Genomic DNA, 22569 nt, shown 5'->3' on the forward strand with positions numbered 1-22569 from the left:
CTTTGCGGCCGCCGCCATCACCCTGCGCGGCGGCGAGTGGTTCGCCTCGGTCGGCACCGAGAAATCCAAGGGCACCAAGCTTCTGAGCATCTGCGGCGACTGTAGCCGGCCCGGAATCTACGAGTATCCGTTCGGAGTCACCATTTCGCGGATACTCGACGACTGTGGCGCAGACGACACCTTAGGGGTCCAAATCGGCGGCCCTTCCGGAATTTTCATCTCCGACAGGGAGTTCGGCCGCAAACTGGCCTTCGAAGACCTCGCCACCGGCGGTTCGTTCATCGTGTTCGACCGGACCCGGGACGTGCTGGAGATCGCCCGCAACTTCACCCACTTTTTCGCCCACGAAAGCTGCGGCTTCTGCACGCCTTGCCGGGTCGGCACCTCGCTTCTGAAAAACCTGCTGGACAAGATCGGCGACGGCCACGGCGCGGCGGGCGATCTGGCTGAACTTTCCCGACTGGGACGGTTCGTGCGGAGCACCAGCCATTGCGGGCTAGGCCAGACTGCCGCTAACCCCATCCTCAGCACCTTGGAACGCTACCCCGAGCTGTACCAGAAGCGGCTCAAAACGATCGACTTCGAACCGGGCTTCGATCTGGACGGAGCGCTCGCCATCGCCCGGCGCCTGAGCGGCCGGGACGATGAGAATGCCCACCTGACGCAAACCTAAGGACACTCCGCCCGTCTTATATATGTAAAGAGAGCGCCATGACGAAACCCTCCATCCAGATCGACGGCAAACCCATTCCCTACACCGAAGGCCAGACCCTCATGGAAGCCGCCACCGCGGCCGGCGTCTATATCCCCCACCTCTGCCACAACCCCGAATTCGAGCCGCACGGAAGCTGCAAACTGTGCACGGTGAAGGTCAACGGCCGTAATTGCTCGGCCTGCACCTTTCCGGCGGCGGACGGCCAGGATGTGCTCAACGATACAGCCGAGCTGAACGAACTGCGCCGCACCATCACCCAATTGCTATTCGTGGAGGGCAATCATCTGTGCCCGTCCTGCGAGAAGAGCGGCAACTGCCAGTTGCAGGCGGCCGCCTATTTCCTCGGCATGGTCGACGCCCATTTCCCCTTCTTCTATCCCGCGCGGGAGCTGGACGGCTCGCATCCCGACATCCTGCTCGACCGCGACCGCTGCATCTTCTGCGAGCTGTGCGTGCGCGCCAGCCGCGACGTGGACGGCAAGAACGTGTTCGCCATCGGCGGACGCGGCATCGACTCCCATCTGATCGTGAATTCGCCTTCGGGCAAGCTCGCGGACACGTCCATCGCCGCCACCGACAAGGCCGCACAGGTCTGCCCGGTGGGAGCCATCCTGGTGAAACGACGCGGCTTCGAAGTGCCGATCGGAGAACGCATCTACGACAGACACACACTCGCCGAAGAAAGCCTGGAACGCGAGGAGCCGATCGTGGAGAGCCGCCATGACTGAAAAACTCACCGTCGCCACGACTTCCCTAGCCGGCTGCTTCGGCTGCCACATGTCGCTCCTCGACATCGACGAACGGATTTTGGCCCTGGCGGAGGTCGCCAGCTTCGACCGCTCGCCGCTGACCGACATCAAGCACTGCGGCGACAAAGTCGATCTGGGCCTGATCGAGGGCGGCTTGTGCAACGCGGAGAACGTCCACACGCTTCGCGAGTTCCGCAAGCATTGCCGGATCCTGGTCGCCGTCGGCGCCTGCGCCATCAACGGCGGCCTGCCTGCGCTGCGCAACCACATCGCGCTCGAGGAGTGCCTGGACGAGTCGTATCTCAACGGCATCGGCGTCGAGAATCCGCAAATACCCAACGACATCGAACTGCCGCTGCTCCTTAATAAGGTGCATCCGATCCACGAGGTCGTGAAGGTCGATTATTTCCTGCCCGGCTGCCCGCCTTCGGCCGACACGATCTGGAAGTTCCTCAGCGATCTGGCAGCCGGTCGGGAGCCGTCTCTCCCGCGCGAGCTGATTCACTACGATTGATAGTGGCATAATGGTGAGTCAATGCTGCGCCGCATGCGGCACCTGACAGACCTGAACACAAGATGCTCACTTACCCCGCCATCGATCCCGTCGCCGTCGCCATCGGCCCGCTCAAGGTCCACTGGTATGGACTGATGTACGTCATCGGCATCGCCGCCACCTGGATACTGGCGCGGCGGCGGGTGCGCCGGAGCGCGAAACCGCTGTTCACCCCGGCCCAGGTCGAGGATCTGGTGTTCTACGCCGCCATCGGCGTGGTCGTCGGCGGACGGGTCGGCTATGCGCTGTTCTACAACTTTTCCGGCTTTCTACGTGACCCGCTGATGCTGTTCCGCGTATGGGAGGGCGGCATGGCCTTTCATGGCGGCCTGATCGGCGTGCTGATCGCCATGTATGTCTACGGCCGATCCCAGGGCATCCGGTTTTTCGACGTTGCCGACTTTCTCGCCCCTTACGTGCCTATCGGCCTCTTGGCCGGGCGCATCGGCAACTTCATCAACGGCGAGCTCTGGGGCAAGCCCAGCGACGTGCCGTGGGCGATGATCTTCCCCAATGGCGGCGACGTCCCGCGCCACCCGTCTCAGCTTTACGAAGCCTTTCTGGAAGGGCTGGTCCTGTTGGTCATCCTGCAATGGTTCAGCCTGCGCTCGCCGCCGCGAATGGCGGTAAGCGGCATGTTCCTGCTGGGCTACGGCGCATTCCGCTTCGCCGTCGAATTCGTCCGGCTGCCGGATGTGCAACTCGGCTATCTCGCCTTCGGCTGGCTGACCATGGGGCAGATCCTGTGCCTGCCGATGATCCTGTTCGGCATCGTCCTGCTGGCCGCCGCCTACGCCCGCCGCTCCGCCTGAACGTGCCATGCGCCCCTATCTCGACCTGCTGCGCGACATCCTCGAGCACGGCAGCGCCAAAGAGGACCGGACCGGCACCGGCACCCTGAGCGTGTTCGGACGCATGATGCGGTTCGATCTCGGCGCGGGGCTGCCCCTCGTCACCACCAAGAAGCTGCATCTCCCCTCGATCGTTCACGAACTGCTTTGGTTCGTCTCGGGCAGCACGAATGTCCGCTACCTGCAGCAGAACGGCGTCTCGATCTGGAACGAATGGGCGGATGAAAACGGCGAACTGGGTCCCGTGTACGGGCACCAATGGCGCCATTGGGCCAAGCCGGACGGCAGCGCCGTCGACCAGCTCGCCGGGCTGGTGGCGCAACTGCGCCGGAATCCCGACTCTCGCCGCCTGCTGGTGAGCGCCTGGAATCCGGCCGACGTCGAAGCCATGGCGCTGCCGCCGTGCCACTATGCTTTCCAGTGCTATGTGACGGAAGGAAAGCTGTCGCTGATGTTCCAGATGCGCTCGGTGGACGTGTTCCTGGGGCTGCCATTCAACATCGCCGGCTATGCCCTGCTCGCCTCGATGCTGGCCCAGCAGGCCGGCCTCGCGCCGGGCGAACTGATCTGGTGCGGCGGCGACGTGCACCTGTACCGGAACCACCTGGAGCAAGCGCAGCTGCAACTCGAGCGCGAGCCCTTCGCGCCGCCGGCGCTGAAATTCGCCCGCAAGCCGGACAGCCTGTTCGACTACCGCTACGGGGATTTCATCGTCGAAGGCTATCAGGCCCATCCGCACATCAAGGCCGAGGTGGCCGTGTGACGGGATTACCGGACATCTCGATCATCGTCGCCATGGCGCAGAATCGGGTCATCGGCGCGAACAACGCCATGCCCTGGCATTTGTCCGCCGATCTCAAGCGCTTCCGCGCCCTGACCCTGGGCAAGCCCATCCTCATGGGGCGCAAGACCCACGAATCCATCGGCCGCCCCTTGCCCGGACGCCAGAACATCGTGCTGACCCGCTCGGTTGATTTTTCCGCCCCCGGCTGCACCGTGGTGCACGATCTCGGCGAACTGGCGGCGGTATGCGCCGGAGCTGCGGAACTCATGGTCATCGGCGGCAGCGCCGTGTACCAAGTCCTGCTGCCGCAGGCCAAGAAACTCTATCTGACCCTGATCCATCACGACTACGCCGGCGACACCTTCTTTCCGGAATTCGCCGCCAGCGACTGGCGCGAAATCGGCCGCGAAGATATCCGGGACGATCCGGATTTCCCCTGGCCCTACAGCTATGTGGTGCTGGAGCGCGCCTCGCCGGAGTCGTGCTGCCAATGACCGGACTTGCCGCCGATCTTCTCCAACAGGCGCACCGACTCGATGCTCATGCCGCGGTCGACTGCCTTGCACATGTCGTAGATGGTCAGCAGGGCGACCTGGGTGGCGGTCAGCGCCTCCATCTCCACGCCGGTCTGGCCGACGGTCTGGACCGTCGTCTGGCAGCGAATGCGGCTGGCCTCCGGCTGAGGCTCCAGCGCGAGATCGACATGGGTGATCGGAATGGGATGGCAAAGGGGAATCAGGTCCGCGGTCCGCTTGGCGCCCATGATGCCGGCGATGCGGGCGATGCCGAGCACATCGCCCTTCTTGTGCCCGCCCGCCATGATGAGCCGCAAGGTCTCGGGCAGCATGGCGATGTACCCCTCGGCCACCGCCGTGCGGGTGGTGCGGGGCTTGCCGCCGACGTCCACCATGTGGGCGTCGCCGGCAGTGTTGAAATGGGTGAGCTTGGGCACGCTCGGCTCCGTAGCGGGAAACGAAGAGCGTATTTTAGTGCCTGATCCGCGGATGGGGCGAACGCGATGAACCTCGAAATGGCCCGGCTGTTCCGAAGCATCAGCCACGGCGTCTATGCGATCGGCGTCGCCGACGCCGAAGGGCCCAATGCCTTTACCGCGGCCTGGGTGATGCAGACCTCGTTCGATCCGCCCATGCTAGCGCTCAGCATCAACCCCGTCTGCAAGTCTTATCGGAAACTGATGGCCGGCGGTTTTTTCAGCATCAACGTGGTGCCGGCAGACCGGCCGGAATGGGCGGGGCACTTCGCCCGACCGGCCGACAGCGACAAGCTGGCCGACATCGCGTGGACAGCCGGCCAAGGCGGCGTTCCCTTGCTGGCGGATGCAATCGCCTGGTTCCAGTGCCGGCTCGCCGGGACCCTGGCCAGCGGCGATCACGTGGTGGCCGTCGGCCGAGTCTTCGACGGCCGGCTCAACTTTCCCGAGCGCGAGCCGCTGAGCTACCGCGACACTGGCGACCTGGACGGCTCCGCCGCACTGTATCCCGATGGCTTCTGAACCCGATTTTCTGCCGAAGGACTTCATCCAGACGGCGGAAGGACTTCATTTCGCAATCGTCGACGGCAACCCCGAAGACGATCGGCTGCTCTGCACCCTGCGCTACGTCCCGACCGACGACGGCCGGCTGCGCAAGCTGGGCACGGCGGAAGCCGCGGCCTTCCTGCAGGAACACCATCCGGATTATCTGCGCCTTTCACGTCGGCTGGACGCCGTGCTGCCGGCGGTGCCGGTCGAATGCGTCGCCAGGCACATCCGCCCCCGCGACCGGGTCCGAACCCTCTTCACAGGCCAGCCCTGCAGCTCCCTCGAAGCCAAGACCTGCCGGCTGCTCGGGCTTTTCGCCGCGGAAGAGCTGAACCTGGCGGAATTCGGCCTCACCGGATCGCTCCTGATCGGCGCCCAGACCCCGGCCTCCGACATCGACCTGGTCGTCTACGACCCGAGCACCTTCGACGCCGCGCGCGCCGTGGTGGCGAAAGCGACGGCGGACGGTCGGCTGAGCGCGCCGGGAGAAGCGGACTGGCGGGAGGCTTACGAGCGCCGCGGCTGCACGCTCGGCTTCGAGGACTATCTCTGGCATGAGCGGCGAAAATTCAATGCCGGCTTGATCGAAGGCACCAAATTCGACCTGACGCTGGTTCTTCCTCGCCCCCTGGACCCTGTTCAACCCGCCGCCAAGCGCGGCCCCATGATTTTGCGCGCCACGGTGACCGACGACCGGCGGGCATTCGAATCCCCCGCCCGCTACCGGACCGATCACCCCCGAATCGGCGAAATTCTGAGCTTCACCCATACCTATGTCGGACAGGCGCGGACCGGGGAAAGGATCGAGGCCTCCGGCCTGATCGAAGCGCTTCCCGACGGCACCGAACGCCTGATCGTGGGCAGCAGCCGGGAAGCCCCCGGCGAATACATCCGGGTCCTTCACGATGACACACTCTGATTCCGCCATCGCCGGCCTGCGTGCGGCCATCCTGGACATGGACGGCCTCGCGATCGACACCGAAGCGACCTATGTCGCCGCCTGGCGCGGCGCCGCCACCGAGCTGGGGATCGAACTCGACGAAGCCTTCTGCCAATCGCTGTTCGGCTGCCATGCCGATGCGGTCAAGCAGCGGATCGGCGACTACGCCGGCCCGCGACTCGATATCGGCCGCTTCGACGAGATCGCCACCCGAATCTGGCACCGGCACGTGGAGGCCCATGGCATCGCTCCTATGCCCGGCCTGGAGAGTCTGTTGAGGTTTTTCCGCGAACGGAACCTGCCTTACGCACTGGCGACCAATAGCGAAGCCCGCTTCGCCGGCATCTGCCTGGAGCGGTCGGGAATGGCGAGCCTCTTCCCGCTCATCGTCACCCGCGATCAGGTCGCCCAGGGCAAACCCGCGCCGGACCTGTACCTCGAAGCCGCCCGCCACTTGGGTTTGGCGCCCGGCCAATGTCTGGCGCTGGAGGACTCGGAAGCGGGCATCGAATCCGCCGCCCTTGCAGGAACCTTCGCCGTGCTGGTCAACGGCCGGCGGCCGGCCAGCTCCCGCGAACGGCGCTTCGCCCGGCTGCATCTGGCCTCCCTGAATGACGTGCCGGCGCTGTGGAATCAGGGAACATCGGCCGACAAGGCTTACCCCAAGGCCGCCACTCTGATATAAGATGCAGCGTCCTTTGTCGTGAGAGAGAAACAACTGGCATGATCGGCGCCATAGCCGTCCTTTTCGTTGCCTACTGGTTCTACCGCACCGCCCTGCGGCTGAAGCTGCCCCCGGTCACCTGGGCCGCTGGCGGCGTAATCGTCTATTACGCCGGCTTCGTCGTCTGGCTCTATCTGGTCCTGAAACCCATGCTGGGAGACTCCTTCCGCCATCATACCTTCCTATTGGGCCTGGGGATGGACCTCTCCTCGGTGCTGGTCGGAACCCTGCTCGCCGCGCTGTTCCGTGCGAATGTCATGTTGAAACAGGGCGATGCCCCTTACGAAAAACACTTCTGACGCGGAAAGCAAACGCCAGCCCCGACCCCGAAGCGGCCGCCGTTCCTGGTTCTCCGCCTCGCGAATTCATCGATATCTTCGACTGCGGACGCAGGCCGGTCGGCGTGCCCCAGGCCTTTCAAACAGGAATCCGAATGCTGTCCCTCTCCCTGTCCCAACGGCGCCATCTGCGTGAGCTTCCCCTGACGCGCATACTGTTTCCAGTTCTGGCGGCATGCGTCCTTTTCATCGGCGCGCCGAAGCTTTGTCTTGCGGGCGATCACGGCCCGGTGGGCCCCTTGGACCTGACCCGGCACTGGGCCGGCTACCTTGCCGTGCTGATCTTCTTCCTCGCCTATTTCCTCGCCATGGCCGAAGAGGTGACGGAACTTCGGAAGTCCAAGCCGATGGTGTTCGCCGCCAGCGTGATCTGGGGCCTGGTCGCGGCGGTTTACGTGGGCGGCGGAATGCCGGAGCAGGCCGGTGAGGCGTTCCGCGCTTCGCTGCTGACCTATGCGGAACTCTTGCTGTTCATCCTGGTGTCGATGACCTACCTCAATGCCATGGAAGACCTCGACGTGTTCGAGGCCTTGCGCTGCTGGCTGCTGGGCAAGGGATACAGTTACCGGCAACTGTTCTGGCTGACCGGCATCCTCGCCTTCATGATTTCCTCGGTATGCAACAACCTGACCACGGCGCTCCTGATGGGCGCCGTCGTCATGGCGCTGGGCAAGGACTGTCCGCGCTTCGTCACGCTTTCCTGCATCAACATCGTCGTTGCGGCCAACGCCGGCGGATCTTTCAGCCCGTTTGGCGACATCACCACCCTGCTGATCTGGCAGAACGGCAAAGTGCCCTTCGTGGATTTCTTCCATCTCCTGATTCCGTCAATCGTCAATTTTGCCCTGCCCGCGGCCTGCATGTTCCTGTTCCTCCCCCGCCAGCGGCCGGCCGCGGTAGATAAAAGGATTCCGATCAAGACCGGCGGGCGCCCCATCATCGTGCTGTTCCTGCTGACCATCGTCACCGCGGTAGGCTTCGAGAACTTTCTGCATCTGCCTCCCGCCGCCGGCATGATGGCGGGGCTGACCTACCTGAAGTTCTACAGCTTCTACCTGCAGAAGAAGACTGCGCCCAAAACCCCGGACCCGGACGAACTCGTCGCTCAGGACGAACCGATCGGGGAGGCGGACGAGTTCGACATCTTCAAGAAAGTGTCCCGGCTGGAATGGGACACCTTGCTGTTCTTCTACGGCGTGATGTTGAGCATGGGCGGGCTGAGCTTCATCGGCTATCTGGAATACATCTCCGAATTCCTCTACGCCGATCCGGACCGGACCACCTTTGCCAACATCCTCGTCGGCATCGCCTCGGCATTCATCGACAACGGCACCATCATGCTGGCGGTACTCTCCATGGACCCGCACATCTCGCAGGGCCAATGGCTGCTGGTGACCCTCACCGCCGGCGTGGGAGGCAGCCTCCTCGCCATCGGCTCGGCCGCCGGGGTCGGCTTGCTCGGCCAAACCAAGGGTTACTACTCCTTCGGCGCCCACCTGAAATGGGGACCGGTGATCCTGCTGGGCTATTTCGCCAGCATCGGCGCACACTTCTTGATCAACCGGTCGTACTTCTAGGACGGTGAGCCTCGATTATTTCACCCTCGACCTGCTGCACCAGAATCAGGCGAGACGGATGACATAACGCCACACCGCAAACGAAATTCGGCGCCGATCTGCGGCAAATGGGCAACGGACGTTTTGAAACCTCCCGCTGCCAATAGTCCGAAAAGAAATTGGAGAGCGGCGAAGCTCGGCTCTGAAACCACTTTCAGAATCCGGCTTTCGTGTCGTGAAGATACCATCACAGGACGCTCTCAGGATGGCGATCACCAGGGACAGCCTTTGGTCCGCACCCTTGAATTCCGCCGGCTCATTCTCCAGGCACCGTTCTTTTCGGTGCCCCCAACACCGCTTGACGGCGGCTCATGCCGAGCGCACCATTTTGCTCGAAACAGGCAGCCAACCCTATCGAGTCTCTTAGCTTCGTTATGAAGCTTTGCAAAATCGCGGGGTTTATTGCTCTACCGGCCTATGTCCCCCTTATACAGGCCAACGAGGCATGCCATGAAAGCTTTTCGGCCAGAATTCCCCTTTTATGCTCTGATAGCTTGCACGGCGCTAATAACTGCTTGCACCAGTCCAGGCTACAACAACAATCCCTCCCAGCAGATTACAAACGCCAGGGTCGGCTGCCTCGGGGCCACAGATTTTTTCTCGGTTTATTTCAGCTTGCATGTCCAACCGTCCGGTCAATCAGGGGATGCAAGAATAACAAGGGAGCTGTTTCAGTCTTACTGCAATGACATACCAGCACCAGGCAAGATATTTTTTACAGCCGACCTGGTTGGTAACGAACTCAGAAAATCCCCCATTGTAATCAGAGTCACCGAGCAGCAGTCCGCAGACAGCAGTGAAGACGCAGGGAGCCCAAAGGAGCAACGCACGGTGGTGACAGTACCACCCACAATTTATTCCAAAGGCATCATCGAATCGAATTTTGAACTTAACAAGAATGGGTATTACTCCATTTACTTGATTAGAGGTGGCGCAGACTCAACCTCAGAAGAAGACAAACTGAAAATACCACTTAGCGTAGGCGTCGACTCTAGCGCAAGATTTTCGATCAAACGAATCACGGCCATACTCAGCATCCCATTTAGCCTGGCACTAACTGGCTTCGTGGCCTTCCGATATTTACGAAGGCGCATGGTTATTTAGTTGGCCCAGATGTGGCATTGAAGAGCCTGTTGCGGGCAACTTCGCGCTCCTCAGCCAGCTCCGACTCGCCCTAGTCAAGTAAATTTGGAGTCCGCCACTGGCTCAGCCGTGTGGAAAGCTTGCCAGAACTCCCGCTCCAGCTCGAACTCCCGCCCCTGGTAGATCGGCGAAAAATGAAACGGCGTGGGGAATTTGACGCCGGCCCTACGTGCGATGGTTCCGGCCTGGCGGGCGGTGAGGTGGTACTTCCGGGCCGCGCGCTCCTTGAGTTCGTCGCCGAACACCGCCTCGATGAAGAACTGGTCGGCACCCGATGCCAGTGCCACTATGCGCCCTGCGTTCTCCTCGTGATAGACGGCGTCGGTGACGTAGGCCGCTTTCTGCCCTGCCGAGACATGCACGATGGATCGGGCCAGTTCCCCCAGGCGATAGTCCGCCTCCCCTAAACAGCCTCCGTCACGCCTCATCGCCCGGATCGGCGTGTCTTCGTGCTGCCCCGTCAGCAAGGCGTGCTTGAGGTCGCGCACCCAGGCGCCCGGCTCCAGGCCGCGTTCCGCCAGGCGGTTTTTCCACACGTTGAGGTGGCGTTTTTCCCGCAGGGCGAACGCGAGGCACGGCGTTGCGTGGTCCAGGACCGCAAATTCGACCGCCAGATTGAGCTCGTCCAGCAGCCGGAGATTTTCTATCGGAAATTCGGTTTCCGCCTCCCGGCGAAAGGCGGTGCGGCAGCGAAACGATGCCCTGCGCCCGAGGGTTTCGGTCAGCACCTCGGTCACTTCGAGGGAGAAATCGGTGGCGTAGGTTCCCACCAGATTCCAGGTATAAGCCGAGAGTTTGTGCTCGACCTGGGCCAGGAAACCCACCGGCCCGAACATGCGGATGCGGAGATCGCGCCCCAGGCACAGCCGTAGCAGCCAGTCGAATCCGAAGAAGTGATCCATGTGGGCATGGGATACGAACACATCGCTCAGGCGCAGAATCTTGCGGACCGGCAACGCGCATATATCGCCGAGATCGAACAATACCGCGCGCTTCTCGAATAGGAAATCCACGTAGACCGCCGGGTCCCCACAGGGGCCGTTCACCAGGGCGGCATGGAAGACCGGTTTCACGGCGGTGTTTCTCGAGTTCGGTTCGGTTCCTCTCAGCGCAGGAGCAAGAGCGCGATCGAGCCCAAGTTGGGAAGCCGCAGGCTATTCGTCTTCCGAATAGGCGGTTCCGCCTCCCTTCGCCCGCTCCTCTTCCTCGGTTTTTTCGGGCGTTTCCGCCGCCGGCTCGGCCTCCAGCGGTATCGTCTCGGGCCCTTCTTCCTCGAACAGGGCTTCTTCTTCCCCGGCTTCTTCCGAAATCTCTTCCGCCGGCCGCTCTTCCTGTTTGACCACTTCTTCCAGCGGTTCCGACCAGTCCTCGGGGCGCGTGTCGGTAATCTCGGTGCCGCCGAGATCGTCCAGCTCGGCGACGTCCATCGGGCCGCTCCAGTTTTCGGGTTCTTCGATGAGTTCGATCGGAAGCAGGTACCAGGTGTCGAGGTCGATCTCTTCCAGGTCGCCGTCGAAATGCTGGATTTCGACGGTGCGGGCGTCGTCGTCGATGGCGACGACAGTAAACGACTGCCCCTTGTCCAGATGCCGGTACCAGTTGCCGACGATCGGATCAGCTTCGGAGTTCATTGCGTACCTCCTATTACCACGCTGTGAAACGCGAAAAAGCTTGGCTGGCAAGTACACGTTAGCACCGCCCGAAGGCTATGGCGACACTCGCCCCCCTGAAGTGTCAGTCAATGGGTGATTTCCTGCCCGAACGACGGGGGGCCGGTGTGAAAGCCGGCCCCCCGTCGAATCGCGGCTGGATGCCCCAATCCCAAGACCTATTCCAGATTGGCGTGACGCGTCCGCATCTGCTCTTCCGGGATCTTCTTGGTATGGATAATGTGGGAGATGGTGGCTTCGAGCAGCACCAGGGTGGAAAGCTCGAAGGTAGTGCCCATCGGCATGCCGACCACCTTGCCGTACTGCTCGGGCGTGCCGATCCGGAACACCATGTCCGCCATGTCGCCGATCGTGGACTTGTCGCGGGTGGAAATCAGCGCGATGTTGGCCCCCTGTTCCTTGGCCTTCTTGGTGTAGGCGATCATGGTTTCGGTTTCGCCCGAACCGGAGATCACGATCAGGAGATCGCCCTTCTGGATGCTGGGCGTCACGATCTCGCCGACGAGGTAGGCCTGATAGCCGCCGTGCATCAGGCGCATGGCGAAGAAACGGCCGACCAGCCCCGAACGCCCGGCGCCGGCGACGAAGATGCGGCGGGAACGTTCGAGCAGGCCGGTCAGGCGCGCCTCGTGGGTCTTGTCGGTCGCGCCGAGCACGCCGCCGATCTTCGACACGATGAACTTGTGGTGGGCGCCGTCCAGCAGCTCGCGGATCGTGCGGGCGGCGGTGACGGGACAGGGCGCCCCGTAAATCGCCGCGCCGACCACGACGATGTCCGCACCCGCCTTGGCGACCCGCGAGGCGGTATTCTGATTGATGCCGCCGGCCACGGAGATCCTGACCGGCAGCTTCAGGCGGGCGATGCTCTCGAGATCGGCGAACGGCGTCTGGCCTTGGGCCTGGGCATCGAGACCGGTGTGCACGCCGATGATCTGCGCACCGAGCCTGGCAGCCTCTCGCGCGCAAGCGGCCTTGTCCGGCACGTTGATGAGATCGACCTGGACTTCCGCGTTATGCGCCTGAGCCGCCTTGACCACGCCGGCGATGGTCGCCGGTCCCGACACCCCGAGCACGGTGCAGATGTCTGCGCCCGCGGCATAGAACGGCGCGGCCTCGTATTCGCCGGCGTCCATGGTCTTGAGATCGACCAGAATGAGCCGGTCCGGATGACGACGCTTGAGCTCGCGGACGATTTCGATGCCGTTGTGCTTGATGCAGGGCGTGCCGATCTCGAAGATGTCGACGTAAGGCGCCGTGAGGCGCGCAAGTTCGAGGGTCTGGTTGCGATCCAGCGAATCCAGGGCCAACTGAATGAGTGGTCTTGCCATGAGCGATCCTCCAATAGACTTTTTTTTTGTGAGCTGGGGCGATGCCCGGAACGCCGGGATCGAGCCGTCCGCTTTCGGACGGCAAGTTTGCCAAGCGGTTAAAGCCCGGTCCAGAACCGCGGGGCTTTTCCTTCAGGGAACGGCCCCCATTCCCGCCTCGACGCTGGCGCGGAAGCCCGCGCGGATTTCCTGCACGCGGGGACTCGTGCACAGCTCGCGGCCGAGGCTCGACTGGCGGCAGCGGATGTCGAGGAAAACCGTTTCTTCTTCCGGTCCTGCGATGCGCGCCAGGGTCAGGGCGATTTCCTGGTCCGACAGCGGAACCGAAGTGTACACCAGGCGTTCGGTGTCCATCGCCAACGGCGTATCGGTCTTGCCGAGCACGTAGCTGCGCGCCAGCGCCCAGGCCTTGGCGCAGACCGCCTCGGCGGAGCAGGCCACCGCGCTGAGCACGCCGCTGCCGCCGTCGCCCGCGAACACCTCGCCGAGGGCGCCATGGCTGGCGCGCGCCTGTTCCGCCCTGAGCGAGCGGAAACGCTCGATGTCGCGGCCGAAACGGTCGGCGATGATGCGTTTCTTGTCTTCCAGGACGCGGATTTTGTCTTCGTAATCCGCGATCCGGCGGCGCTCGTCCTCGATCGCCTTCAGGACTTGCGCCGCGACGGCCTGGCCCTGGCGTTCCATGTCGGCGGCGCGCTTTTCCTGGGTCCGGAGGATGTCCGCGTGCCGTGCCCGGTATTTTTCCAGGATGTGGACGGATGCGTCGCTCCGGGTGATCTGGTCGTTCAGAGCCAGCCGCATGTCCTCTTCGCTGACATAGGTTCGCAGCAGCGCGCCGTCGCGGTTGCGCTGCTCTTCGACGAGACGTGCCGTTTCCGCCCGAAGATGCCGGAGCGCCCGTTCCCTTTTGAGGGTCTCCGGGCTCTTGGCGCCCTCGATGATCTCGACCTGGCGTCCCTGACCGTCGAGGCGGAAATGCTTCTGCCGGCTCCGTTCGGGAGGAACGCTGTCCGAATAGTGGGCGCGCCCCTCTTCATCCACCCATTTGTAGGTGGCCGCCGATGCGAGCCAAGGCATGGCGAGCAATGCGCACAGCGCCAGGCCCGTCACCCGCGCGGGAAGCGCTGTTCCGGCACAGGCGACGGAATGCGCCGAAGCGGCCATGGGTTCAGGCGGTGCCGTAGCGGCTGCGGTAGGCCTCCAGCGCCACGAGCTCCCCGGCCCGGCCCGAGCCGCGCAGGTAATCGATCAGGTGGCGGAAACCGACGATGGCGTGGACCGGAATTCCCAAGCTGTCCTGAACCTCCTGCACGGCGGATTTTCCGGACTGACCGACCTCTTCCCGGTCCAACGCGATCAGCACGCCGCAAGGCCTGGCGCCGGCCCCGCGAATGATCTCGATCGACTCCCGCACCGAGGTGCCGGCGGTGATCACGTCGTCGACGATCAGCACTTCGCCCTGCAGCGGCGCGCCCACCAGGGTGCCGCCTTCGCCGTGGTCCTTCGCTTCCTTGCGGTTGAAGGCGTAGGGAATTTCTTCGCCGCTGGCCCTGGCCAGGGCGATGGCGGTGGCGGCGACCAGGGGGATGCCTTTGTAGGCGGGGCCGTACAGCACGTCGGCCCGGACGCCGCCCGCAGTCAGGGTCTGGGCGTAGAACTCGCCCAGCCGGCCGAGCCGGGCACCGGTGTTGAACAATCCGGCATTGAAGAAGTAAGGGCTCTGCCGTCCGGATTTGAGGGTGAAATCGCCGAAGCGGAGCACCTCGCAGCCGAGGACGAAATCGATGAAGTCTTTCTGATAGGTCTGCATGAAACGGATACGGAAACTCAGGGTTAAGGCACGGCGACCCGCCGCAGCAGGTCCTTCACGACCTGGTCGGTGGAGACCCCTTCGGCCTCCGCCTCATAGCTCAGGATCAGCCGATGGCGCAGGATGGACGGCGCCAGGGCCTGAATGTCGTCGGGCGTCACGAAGTCGCGGCCGTCGAGCCAGGCGCGGGCGCGGGCGCAACGGTCCAGCGCCAGCGTGGCGCGCGGGCTGGCGCCGTAGAGTATCCAGCGCGCCAGGGAGTCGCCGTAGCGGGCCGGCTCGCGCGTGGCCAGAATGATCTGCAGCAGGTAATCCTCCAGCGCCTCGGTCATGTAGACGCCGAGCACTTCCTCCCGCGCGGCGAACAGCGTCTGCTGGTTCACCGGCGCCATCGCATCGGCGGCCTTGCGCTCCGGCTGGCGGGCCTCCCCGCGCACCAGGTGGAGGATGGTCTTCTCCTGGTCCGCGCTGGGATAGCCGATGCGCACGTACATCAGGAACCGGTCGAGCTGCGCCTCCGGCAAGGGATAGGTGCCCTCCTGCTCGATCGGGTTCTGGGTGGCCATCACCAGGAACAAACCCGGCAGCGGATAGGTTTTGCGGCCCACGGTGATCTGCCGTTCCGCCATGGCTTCGAGCAGCGCGGATTGCACCTTGGCCGGGGAACGGTTGATCTCGTCGGCCAGCACCAGGTTGTGGAACAGCGGACCCGGCTGGAAATGGAACGAGCCGTCCTGGGGCCGGTAGATTTCGGTGCCGGTCAGGTCCGCCGGCAGCAGGTCGGGAGTGAACTGGATACGCTGGAAATCGGCTTCCACGCCGCGGCTCAAGACGTGGATCGCCCGGGTCTTCGCCAGCCCCGGCGCGCCTTCGACCAACATGTGGCCGTCCGCCAGCAGGGCGATGAGCATGGCGTCGACCAGGTCGCTCTGGCCGATGATCTGGGCGTTGAGATAAGTCCGGAGCCGCTGGAGATCCCGCTGCGCAGCGGACACCGGCGCCGCCTGGGATTGAGGATTGGCATTCATGCGTTTGGCATAGGCTGGCTGTTCGTTCGGGGCGGACATTATAAATCGTGTCCGCGGCCTCGCATTCACCGCGGCCCATTACACGCAGCCTTAACCTTGGCCATCTAGAATTCGATCGTTTCAGCCACCAGGCGGATACGCCCGTATGTCTTTGGAATCGCTGATCACCGAATACGGCTTCCCGGCCCTCATCGTCGGGCTGCTCCTGGAGGGCGAGACCGTCCTGCTGATCGCGGGCTTCCTGGTGGGCCGCGGCTACTTTTCGTTCCTCCATATCGTCATGGTGGCCTTCGCCGTGACGCTCGCAGCGGACCAGGGGTATTTCTGGCTGGGCTATAAGCACGGAGACGCGCTGCTGCGCCGCTTCCCCTCGCTGACGCCGGCGGTGGAAAGGGCGTCGACCCTGTTCCACCGCTACCATTCCTACTTCATCTTCGGCTTCCGGTTCTTCTACGGCCTGCGGGTGGTGACGCCGATCCTGATCGGCATGAGCCGCTTCTCGCCGGCCCGCTATCTCACGGTCAACGTCATCGCGGTGGCGGTCTGGGCGGTGACAACGACGGGGCTGGGGCTGGTGTTCGGGAAAGCCGTCGCCGGCATGATCGAGGATCTGCGCCAGTACGAATCCTTGCTGGTCGGCGGGCTGTTCGTCATCGGTTCGGGCTTGGCGCTCTACCGGTGGAAACACATCGGCGACCGCAACCGGAACGGCGCCGCGGACGACTGATTCGCCGCGGCCGGGGCTTCCCCGCGCACGGAGGGTCGCAAGCCGGGTTTGGAGCGATGGGACCGGATGGATTATGCTATCTGCCCTCACCCGGCACTGCGGGTCTTTTAGCATAACGTGCGCTTATTGTCGTTATTATGACAATTTAGTTCCGTTTATGGATGCCAGCGCTTATAGTGCCTCGCGAAAAGGGATCGGCCCGATGCCGGCTAGGGAACGGCGGTTCATTGCCACAGCGCTCTGCTAACGATCATGGCGACCAGCCGCCCTGGATGATGAAAGTAACTGCCCGCCATGATCGTTCCCCTCACCCCGACCCTCTCCCAGAGGGAGAGGGTGAGCAAGGTTGCTGCCGCTTTCACGTTAAACGAGTAGGAGAAAACCATGGCTGTCAAAACTTATAACGCGGGCGTCAAGGAATACCGCGAAACCTACTGGGACCCGAACTACACCCCCGCCGACACCGATCTTCTGGCGGTCTTCAAGATCACCCCGCAACCCGGCGTGCCGCGCGAAGAAGCCGCCGCCGCCGTGGCCGCGGAATCCTCGACCGGCACCTGGACCACCGTCTGGACCGACCTCCTGACCGACCTCGATTACTACAAGGGCCGCGCCTACCGGATCGAGGACGTGCCCGGCCAGGACGAACAGTTCTACGCCTTCATCGCCTATCCGATCGACCTGTTCGAAGAAGGCTCCGTCGTCAACGTGTTCACCTCGCTGGTGGGCAACGTCTTCGGATTCAAGGCCGTGCGCGGCCTGCGCCTGGAAGACGTGCGCTTCCCCATCGCCTATGTGATGACCTGCGGCGGCCCGCCCCACGGCATCCAGGTCGAGCGCGACATCATGAACAAGTACGGCCGTCCGCTGCTCGGCTGCACCATCAAGCCCAAGCTGGGCCTGTCGGCCAAGAACTACGGCCGAGCCGTCTACGAGTGCCTGCGCGGCGGCCTCGACTTCACCAAGGACGACGAGAACGTCAACAGCCAGCCGTTCATGCGTTGGCGCCAGCGTTTCGACTTCGTCATGGAGGCGATCGAGAAAGCCGAGGCCGAAACCGGCGAGCGCAAGGGCCATTACCTGAACGTGACCGCGCCGACCCCGGAAGAGATGTACAAGCGTGCGGAATACGCCAAGGAGATCGGCGCGCCCATCATCATGCACGACTTCATCACCGGCGGCTTCTGCGCCAACACCGGCCTCGCCAACTGGTGCCGCAACAACGGCATGCTGCTGCACATCCACCGCGCCATGCACGCCGTGATGGACCGCAACCCCAACCACGGCATCCACTTCCGCGTCTTCACCAAGATGTTGCGCCTGTCCGGCGGCGACCATCTGCACACCGGCACCGTGGTGGGCAAGCTGGAAGGCGACCGCCAGTCGACACTGGGCTGGATCGACCTGCTGCGGGAAAAGCACATCAAGGAAGACCGCAGCCGCGGCATCTTCTTCGACCAGGAATGGGGCTCCATGCCCGGCGCATTCGCGGTCGCCTCCGGCGGCATCCACGTCTGGCACATGCCGGCGCTGCTTTCGATCTTCGGCGACGACGCGGTGTTCCAGTTCGGCGGCGGCACCCTGGGCCATCCCTGGGGCAACGCGGCCGGCGCCGCGGCCAACCGCGTGGCGCTGGAAGCCTGTGTGGAAGCCCGCAACGAAGGCCGCCAGCTCGAGAAGGAGGGCAAGGAAATCCTGACCGAAGCCGCCAAGAGCAGCCCGGAACTCAAGGCCGCGATGGAGACCTGGAAGGAAATCAAGTTCGAGTTCGACACCGTCGACAAGCTCGACGTGGCCCACCGGTAAGCTTCAAGAGGATTCGGGAAATACCATGAGCGAAATGCAAGACTACAAATCCAGCCTGTCCGACAGCGGCTCGCGCAAGTTCGAGACCTTCTCCTACCTGCCGCCGATGGACCCGGCGAAGATCCGCCGTCAGGTGGAATACATCGTCAGCCGCGGCTGGAACCCGGCCGTGGAGCACACCGAGCCGGAGAACGCGTTCGATCATTACTGGTACATGTGGAAGCTGCCGATGTTCGGCGAAACCGACGTCGATGCGATCCTGGCCGAGGCCGAAGCCTGCCACAAAGCGCATCCGCACAACCACGTCCGCCTGGTCGGCTACGATAACTTCAAGCAGAGCCAGGGCGCGGCCATGGTGATCTACCGGGGGCCGTCGGTCTGATTCCCCTCCGGCACGCAAGCCCACAGTGAATAGCCCCTGCACGGGAAACCGGGCAGGGGCTTTTTTTCAGGCAATTGCGCCCGCGGACAATAGTGCGCATAATTTCTGCGCACAAACCACGCGCAAGAGACACGCCATGCCTTCCCCCACCGCCGCCAAGAAAGCCGTCAATCTCTCGGCCAACGCCGAGCTGTTGCGCGAAGCCAAAGCCCTGAACATCAATCTTTCGCAAACCTTCGAAACCCATCTGGCCGAACTGGTCAGAGCCCGAAAACAAGAGCAGTGGCTTGCGGAAAATCTCAGCGCCATCGAAGCCTACAATCGGCGCATCGAGGAAACCGGAGTATTCGGTGACGGCTGGCGCAGTTTCTGATGGCTCAATTCGATGTCTATCCCAACCCGGACCCGCACACGAACCAACGAATTCCGTATCTGCTGGAGATACAGAGCGACCTCTTGGCCGTCTTGAAAACGACCGTTCTCATCCCCCTCTACGATCCCGCCGAAGTCGACGTGCCTCCGGTCCGCGGCCTGATGCCGGTGTTGGAATTCGAAGGCCGGCCCCTGGTGCTGGTGACGCCGGAACTGACAGGCGTCCCCAGAAAACGACTCCCGCTCAAAATCGGCGATTTGCGCCAAGCGCGGGAAACCGTCCTCGCCGCGCTGGACATCCTTCTGACAGGAATTTGAACGCGTCAGCCGCCCCCTCGCTCCAGCTTATCCTTACTCTTACTCCGATTCGGAATTCGGGGTAATCTGCACAGTCGATTTCCCCCAGAAGGAGCATGCATCGATGACCGCACAAACCGCGGACCAGTACCTGATCGAGGAACAACCCTATTACCGCCCCACCGGCGATGAAGTGGCGCTGTTCGAAGCCGCCTACGCCGCGCGCATGCCGGTGATGCTGAAAGGGCCGACCGGCTGCGGCAAGACCCGGTTCGTGGAATACATGGCCTGGAAGCTGAAGCGCCCGCTGATCACCGTGGCCTGCAACGAGGACATGACGGCCTCGGACCTGGTGGGCCGCTTCTTGCTCGACGCATCCGGGACCCGGTGGCAGGACGGTCCGCTGACCCTGGCCGCCCGCATCGGCGCCATCTGCTATCTCGACGAAGTCGTGGAGGCCCGCCAGGACACCACCGTGGTCATCCACCCGCTGACCGACCACCGCCGCACCCTGCCGTTGGACAAGAAGGGCGAGCTGGTGCATGCGCACCCGGATTTCCAGTTGGTAATTTCCTACAATCCCGGTTACCAGAACCTGCTGAAGGACCTCAAGCAATCGACCAAGCAGCGCTTCGGCGCGCTGGACTTCGGTTACCCCGAAACCGCTGTCGAGGTGGACGTGGTATCACACGAAACCGGCGTCGATCCCAAGATCGCCGAAAAACTGGTGCAGATCGCCCATCGCGCCCGCAACCTCAAGGGCCACGGTCTGGACGAAGGCATCTCGACCCGGTTGCTGGTCTACGCCGGCCACCTGATCGCCAAGGGCATCGACCCCAGGGCGGCCTGCATGATGACCCTGGTCCGCCCGCTCACCGACGACCCGGATATGCGCGATACGCTGGATGCCGCCGTAGCGACGTTTTTCTGACCCGCTAGAGGCAGGGCGCCTGCCCTGCCCTCCCGCGGCCCAAACACCCGTGCCGCTCCGCACCGGCGGATTCGCTCCTCTCTCTCCGTTCTTCACTACATTTCTTCAGCGACACGGCAAAAACCGTCATCGAGCGCAACCATTCCGCCCGACGCATGTCATACGGGTGTGGTTAATGCCATTTACATGCGTTTTCCACGGGGACTATTTGCTTTTTATAGTTCTATCGCCGCCGCAATGGCCATCCGGCGTCATCGAACTTGGAAAATCCAAGAAGGAGTTGAGCAAATGAACACAAGATTTCTTGCCCCCCTATCCGGGCTGGCCCTGCTGGCCGCCTTGGGGGAGGGAACCACGGCGCGGGCCGCCACACTGCCCGCACCGGTTCCCAATGCCATCATCAGTGCCTCCTCGTCCTGGGGCACCGCGAGCGATTCCTGGGCCGGCTACACCGGCGCCCTGCAAATCTGGGTGCCAGACGCCGTCAGCGGCGGCTGGACGCTGACGTTCCAGTCGGCCGGCCTCGGCCGGCAGGCACAGGTATCTTCCTTCTGGAACGCCGATGCCGCTTTCGATGCCGGGACCGGCACGTTCACCCTCACGTCGCCCTCCTGGAGCGGCGAGGTGGCCGCAAACAGCGTGCTGGACATCGGCTTCAACGCCAATGGCGCGTTCGACACCTCCGTCGATCTGGCCAACTGCAAATTCAACGGCCAGCCCTGCGTGATCTCGGCCATGACGTCCCAGTCGGCCCAGCAGACCCTGGCCAACCTGAAAGCCGGCTACCCGGGCGGCGGATCGGCCACGCCGACACCGGCGCCTTCGGCCACACCGGCCCCGGCAGCCAGCCCGAAACTGGAAGTGCTGTTTTCCATCAGCAGTTCGTGGGACGGCGGTTACAGTGGCAACGTCGCGGTGAAAAACCTGTCGTCTAGCACACTGCAAGCCGGCGCCAACGGCTGGCAGGCACCGCTGAAATTCCCCGATGCAGCCACTGCCCAGGACGTGTTCAAGAGCGGACCGTGGAACTTTTCGGTCAGCATCGCCAGCGACGGCACCGCGACGCTCACGCCGAAATCCTGGGCGGCGGCCCTGGCACCCGGCGACGTGGCGGCAAGCGGCTTCAACGGCGGTTCGCCGGCCAACCTGCAGAAGGCAGCCGCTGCGGATTCCACGGTGACGGTGCTGTTCGCACCCTCGGTGCCGAATTCGAACCCGACGCCGAATCCGACGGCCACCCCGGCCCCGACTCCGGTCGCCTCGGCGACGCCGAGTCCGACGCCGGCACCGACCACCCCGCCGACCGGAGGCGCCGGCGGGCTGCTGTTCAGCCCCTACAAGGACGTGACGATCTCGATGAACTGGAACACCAACGTCATGTCGACCGCGGTGACCGGCACGCTGTCGCCGCTCCTCAGCGTGCTGCCGGCCAAGGTACCCGCGGTGACCTGGGCCTTCGCGACCGGCGAATGCGGCAGCGAGAACTGGGCCGGCATCCAGCCCGATGCCCTGGTCCAGGCCAACCTGCAAGCCTTCGTCGACGCCGGAATAGACTACGTCGTCTCCACCGGCGGTGCGGCGGGCGCTTTCACCTGTTCGAGCGAAACGGGTATGCGGGCCTTCATCAACCGCTATGCCTCGAGCCGCCTGGTGGGCATCGACTTCGACATCGAAGCCGGCCAGAGCCAGGCCGCCATCGCCAGCCTGGTCCGGCAGGTGGCCGCGGTGCAGTCGGACTACCCCAACCTGCGCTTCAGCTTCACGGTGGCCACGCTGGGATCGTCCAACGGGACCGCCACGTCGAACCCCTACGGCGACCTGAACGTCACCGGGTACAACGTGGTCAAGGCGGTGCAGCAATACGGTGTCGCCAACTACACCATCAACCTGATGGTCATGGACTACGGCACGGCCAACGCCGGCAACTGCGTGGTCGTGAACGGCAAGTGCGACATGGGTCAGACCGCCATCCAGGCGGCCAAGAATCTGACGGCCAAATACGGCATCCCCTACGAGCGGATCGAGCTCACACCGATGATCGGCGTGAACGATGTCGCCGATGAACTGTTCTCGCTGCAGGACACCGGCACCATGGTGCAATGGGCGCTCGCCAACGGCATCGCCGGCATCCACTTCTGGTCGGTCGACCGCGACACGCCGTGCAGCCAGAGCTCGGCCTCGCCGATCTGCAGCTCGGTCCCCAGCGTGCCGGCCTGGGGTTACACCAACCGCTTCGTCACCGACCTCGGCCTGTAACGTCGGCAC

The 22569-nt window shown here is 63.5% G+C and carries 26 protein-coding genes (1 of these 26 cut by a window edge); 19 read left to right on the forward strand and 7 right to left on the reverse strand.

Going from position 1 to position 22569, the window contains the following annotated elements; genetic code table 11:
- The 6 genes from ABZN20_RS11105 to ABZN20_RS11130 all read left to right on the forward strand — a co-directional run.
- Positions 1–673 carry the end of an NAD(P)H-dependent oxidoreductase subunit E gene (locus ABZN20_RS11105; RefSeq protein ID WP_367025291.1) on the forward strand. Its footprint begins 1160 nt before the window's first position, so only the last 673 of its 1833 coding nucleotides appear in the window; the start codon falls outside the window, past its left edge; it ends in the stop codon at positions 671–673.
- 38 nt (positions 674–711) lie between these two features.
- Positions 712–1443 carry a 2Fe-2S iron-sulfur cluster-binding protein gene (locus ABZN20_RS11110; RefSeq protein ID WP_367025292.1) on the forward strand — a complete coding sequence of 244 codons (732 nt, stop codon included), beginning with the start codon at positions 712–714 and terminating at the stop codon, positions 1441–1443.
- A complete protein-coding gene (locus ABZN20_RS11115) occupies positions 1436–1978 on the forward strand; it encodes an NADP oxidoreductase (protein ID WP_367025293.1) in 543 nt (180 codons plus the stop codon). The genes ABZN20_RS11110 and ABZN20_RS11115 overlap by 8 nt, the downstream gene beginning before the upstream one ends.
- Positions 1979–2040: 62 nt before the next feature.
- Entirely contained in the window at positions 2041–2829 is a 789-nt protein-coding gene (gene lgt, locus ABZN20_RS11120; RefSeq protein WP_367025294.1) for a prolipoprotein diacylglyceryl transferase, read from the forward strand.
- A 7-nt stretch (positions 2830–2836) separates the two neighbouring features.
- Entirely contained in the window at positions 2837–3631 is a 795-nt protein-coding gene (locus ABZN20_RS11125; protein ID WP_367025295.1) for a thymidylate synthase, read from the forward strand.
- Complete coding sequence (locus ABZN20_RS11130) at positions 3628–4146, forward strand: dihydrofolate reductase (protein WP_367025296.1); 519 nt, start codon at positions 3628–3630, stop codon at positions 4144–4146. Before ABZN20_RS11125 ends, ABZN20_RS11130 begins: the two co-directional genes overlap by 4 nt.
- On the opposite strand, the gene moaC is transcribed toward ABZN20_RS11130, so the two are convergent.
- On the reverse strand, positions 4101–4604 hold the full coding sequence (gene moaC, locus ABZN20_RS11135; protein ID WP_367025297.1) for a cyclic pyranopterin monophosphate synthase MoaC: 504 nt from the start codon (positions 4602–4604) through the stop codon (positions 4101–4103). The genes ABZN20_RS11130 and moaC overlap by 46 nt on opposite strands.
- Before the next feature lie 66 nt (positions 4605–4670).
- On the opposite strand from moaC, the gene ABZN20_RS11140 reads away from it, so the two are divergent.
- The 6 genes from ABZN20_RS11140 (at position 4671) to ABZN20_RS11165 (ending at position 9914) form a co-directional block, all read left to right on the forward strand.
- Entirely contained in the window at positions 4671–5165 is a 495-nt protein-coding gene (locus tag ABZN20_RS11140; protein WP_367025298.1) for a flavin reductase family protein, read from the forward strand.
- Complete coding sequence (locus ABZN20_RS11145; RefSeq protein WP_367025299.1) at positions 5155–6111, forward strand: nucleotidyltransferase domain-containing protein; 957 nt, start codon at positions 5155–5157, stop codon at positions 6109–6111. The genes ABZN20_RS11140 and ABZN20_RS11145 overlap by 11 nt, the downstream gene beginning before the upstream one ends.
- Positions 6098–6817 (forward strand): HAD family hydrolase, encoded by a 720-nt coding sequence (locus ABZN20_RS11150; RefSeq protein ID WP_367025300.1) that lies wholly within the window; start codon positions 6098–6100, stop codon positions 6815–6817. The genes ABZN20_RS11145 and ABZN20_RS11150 overlap by 14 nt, the downstream gene beginning before the upstream one ends.
- A 38-nt stretch (positions 6818–6855) precedes the next feature.
- A complete protein-coding gene (locus ABZN20_RS11155; RefSeq protein ID WP_367025301.1) occupies positions 6856–7155 on the forward strand; it encodes a hypothetical protein in 300 nt (99 codons plus the stop codon).
- Between the two features lie 134 nt (positions 7156–7289).
- Positions 7290–8771, forward strand: a complete 1482-nt coding sequence (gene nhaD / locus ABZN20_RS11160; protein ID WP_367025302.1) for a sodium:proton antiporter NhaD — start codon at positions 7290–7292, stop codon at positions 8769–8771.
- Positions 8772–9260: 489 nt separating this feature from the next.
- A complete protein-coding gene (locus ABZN20_RS11165; protein WP_367025303.1) occupies positions 9261–9914 on the forward strand; it encodes a hypothetical protein in 654 nt (217 codons plus the stop codon).
- Positions 9915–9988: 74 nt separating this feature from the next.
- Here the strand turns inward: ABZN20_RS11165 and ABZN20_RS11170 are convergent, their stop codons facing one another.
- The 6 genes from ABZN20_RS11170 to ABZN20_RS11195 all read right to left on the reverse strand — a co-directional run bounded on the left by ABZN20_RS11170 (position 9989) and on the right by ABZN20_RS11195 (position 15828).
- Positions 9989–11026, reverse strand: coding sequence for a ribonuclease Z (locus ABZN20_RS11170; protein ID WP_367025304.1), 1038 nt, complete (start codon positions 11024–11026; stop codon positions 9989–9991).
- A gap of 81 nt (positions 11027–11107) precedes the next feature.
- On the reverse strand, positions 11108–11584 hold the full coding sequence (locus tag ABZN20_RS11175; RefSeq protein WP_367025305.1) for a DUF6763 family protein: 477 nt from the start codon (positions 11582–11584) through the stop codon (positions 11108–11110).
- 197 nt (positions 11585–11781) lie between these two features.
- Positions 11782–12951 (reverse strand): bifunctional 3-hexulose-6-phosphate synthase/6-phospho-3-hexuloisomerase, encoded by a 1170-nt coding sequence (gene hxlAB / locus ABZN20_RS11180; protein WP_367025306.1) that lies wholly within the window; start codon positions 12949–12951, stop codon positions 11782–11784.
- A 132-nt stretch (positions 12952–13083) separates the two neighbouring features.
- Positions 13084–14115, reverse strand: coding sequence for a DUF4124 domain-containing protein (locus tag ABZN20_RS11185; RefSeq protein ID WP_367025307.1), 1032 nt, complete (start codon positions 14113–14115; stop codon positions 13084–13086).
- 4 nt (positions 14116–14119) lie between these two features.
- The gene (pyrE, locus tag ABZN20_RS11190; RefSeq protein ID WP_367025308.1) at positions 14120–14761 is read right to left on the reverse strand and encodes an orotate phosphoribosyltransferase; all 642 of its coding nucleotides are present in this window, start codon (positions 14759–14761) and stop codon (positions 14120–14122) included.
- A 23-nt stretch (positions 14762–14784) separates the two neighbouring features.
- A complete protein-coding gene (locus tag ABZN20_RS11195) occupies positions 14785–15828 on the reverse strand; it encodes an AAA family ATPase (protein WP_367025309.1) in 1044 nt (347 codons plus the stop codon).
- Between the two features lie 106 nt (positions 15829–15934).
- Between ABZN20_RS11195 and ABZN20_RS11200 the strand changes: the two genes are divergently transcribed.
- From ABZN20_RS11200 to ABZN20_RS11230, 7 genes are all read left to right on the forward strand, one after another.
- Positions 15935–16516 carry a DedA family protein gene (locus ABZN20_RS11200; RefSeq protein WP_218808645.1) on the forward strand — a complete coding sequence of 194 codons (582 nt, stop codon included), beginning with the start codon at positions 15935–15937 and terminating at the stop codon, positions 16514–16516.
- Positions 16517–16900: 384 nt separating this feature from the next.
- Positions 16901–18322: a form I ribulose bisphosphate carboxylase large subunit gene (locus ABZN20_RS11205; RefSeq protein ID WP_367025310.1), complete on the forward strand. Its 1422-nt coding sequence runs from the start codon at positions 16901–16903 to the stop codon at positions 18320–18322.
- A 25-nt stretch (positions 18323–18347) separates the two neighbouring features.
- Complete coding sequence (locus ABZN20_RS11210; RefSeq protein WP_367025311.1) at positions 18348–18704, forward strand: ribulose bisphosphate carboxylase small subunit; 357 nt, start codon at positions 18348–18350, stop codon at positions 18702–18704.
- A 136-nt stretch (positions 18705–18840) separates the two neighbouring features.
- Positions 18841–19077, forward strand: coding sequence for a type II toxin-antitoxin system CcdA family antitoxin (locus ABZN20_RS11215; protein ID WP_218808642.1), 237 nt, complete (start codon positions 18841–18843; stop codon positions 19075–19077).
- The gene (locus ABZN20_RS11220; RefSeq protein ID WP_218808641.1) at positions 19077–19394 is read left to right on the forward strand and encodes a CcdB family protein; all 318 of its coding nucleotides are present in this window, start codon (positions 19077–19079) and stop codon (positions 19392–19394) included. Before ABZN20_RS11215 ends, ABZN20_RS11220 begins: the two co-directional genes overlap by 1 nt.
- 103 nt (positions 19395–19497) lie before the next feature.
- Complete coding sequence (locus ABZN20_RS11225) at positions 19498–20304, forward strand: CbbQ/NirQ/NorQ/GpvN family protein (RefSeq protein WP_218808640.1); 807 nt, start codon at positions 19498–19500, stop codon at positions 20302–20304.
- Between the two features lie 288 nt (positions 20305–20592).
- Entirely contained in the window at positions 20593–22560 is a 1968-nt protein-coding gene (locus tag ABZN20_RS11230; protein ID WP_367025312.1) for a cellulose binding domain-containing protein, read from the forward strand.
- The last annotated feature ends 9 nt before the right edge of the window (positions 22561–22569 follow it).

The organism is Methylococcus sp. ANG (genome assembly GCF_040730495.1).
In the GTDB taxonomy this organism is placed as follows: Bacteria; Pseudomonadota; Gammaproteobacteria; order Methylococcales; family Methylococcaceae; genus Methylococcus.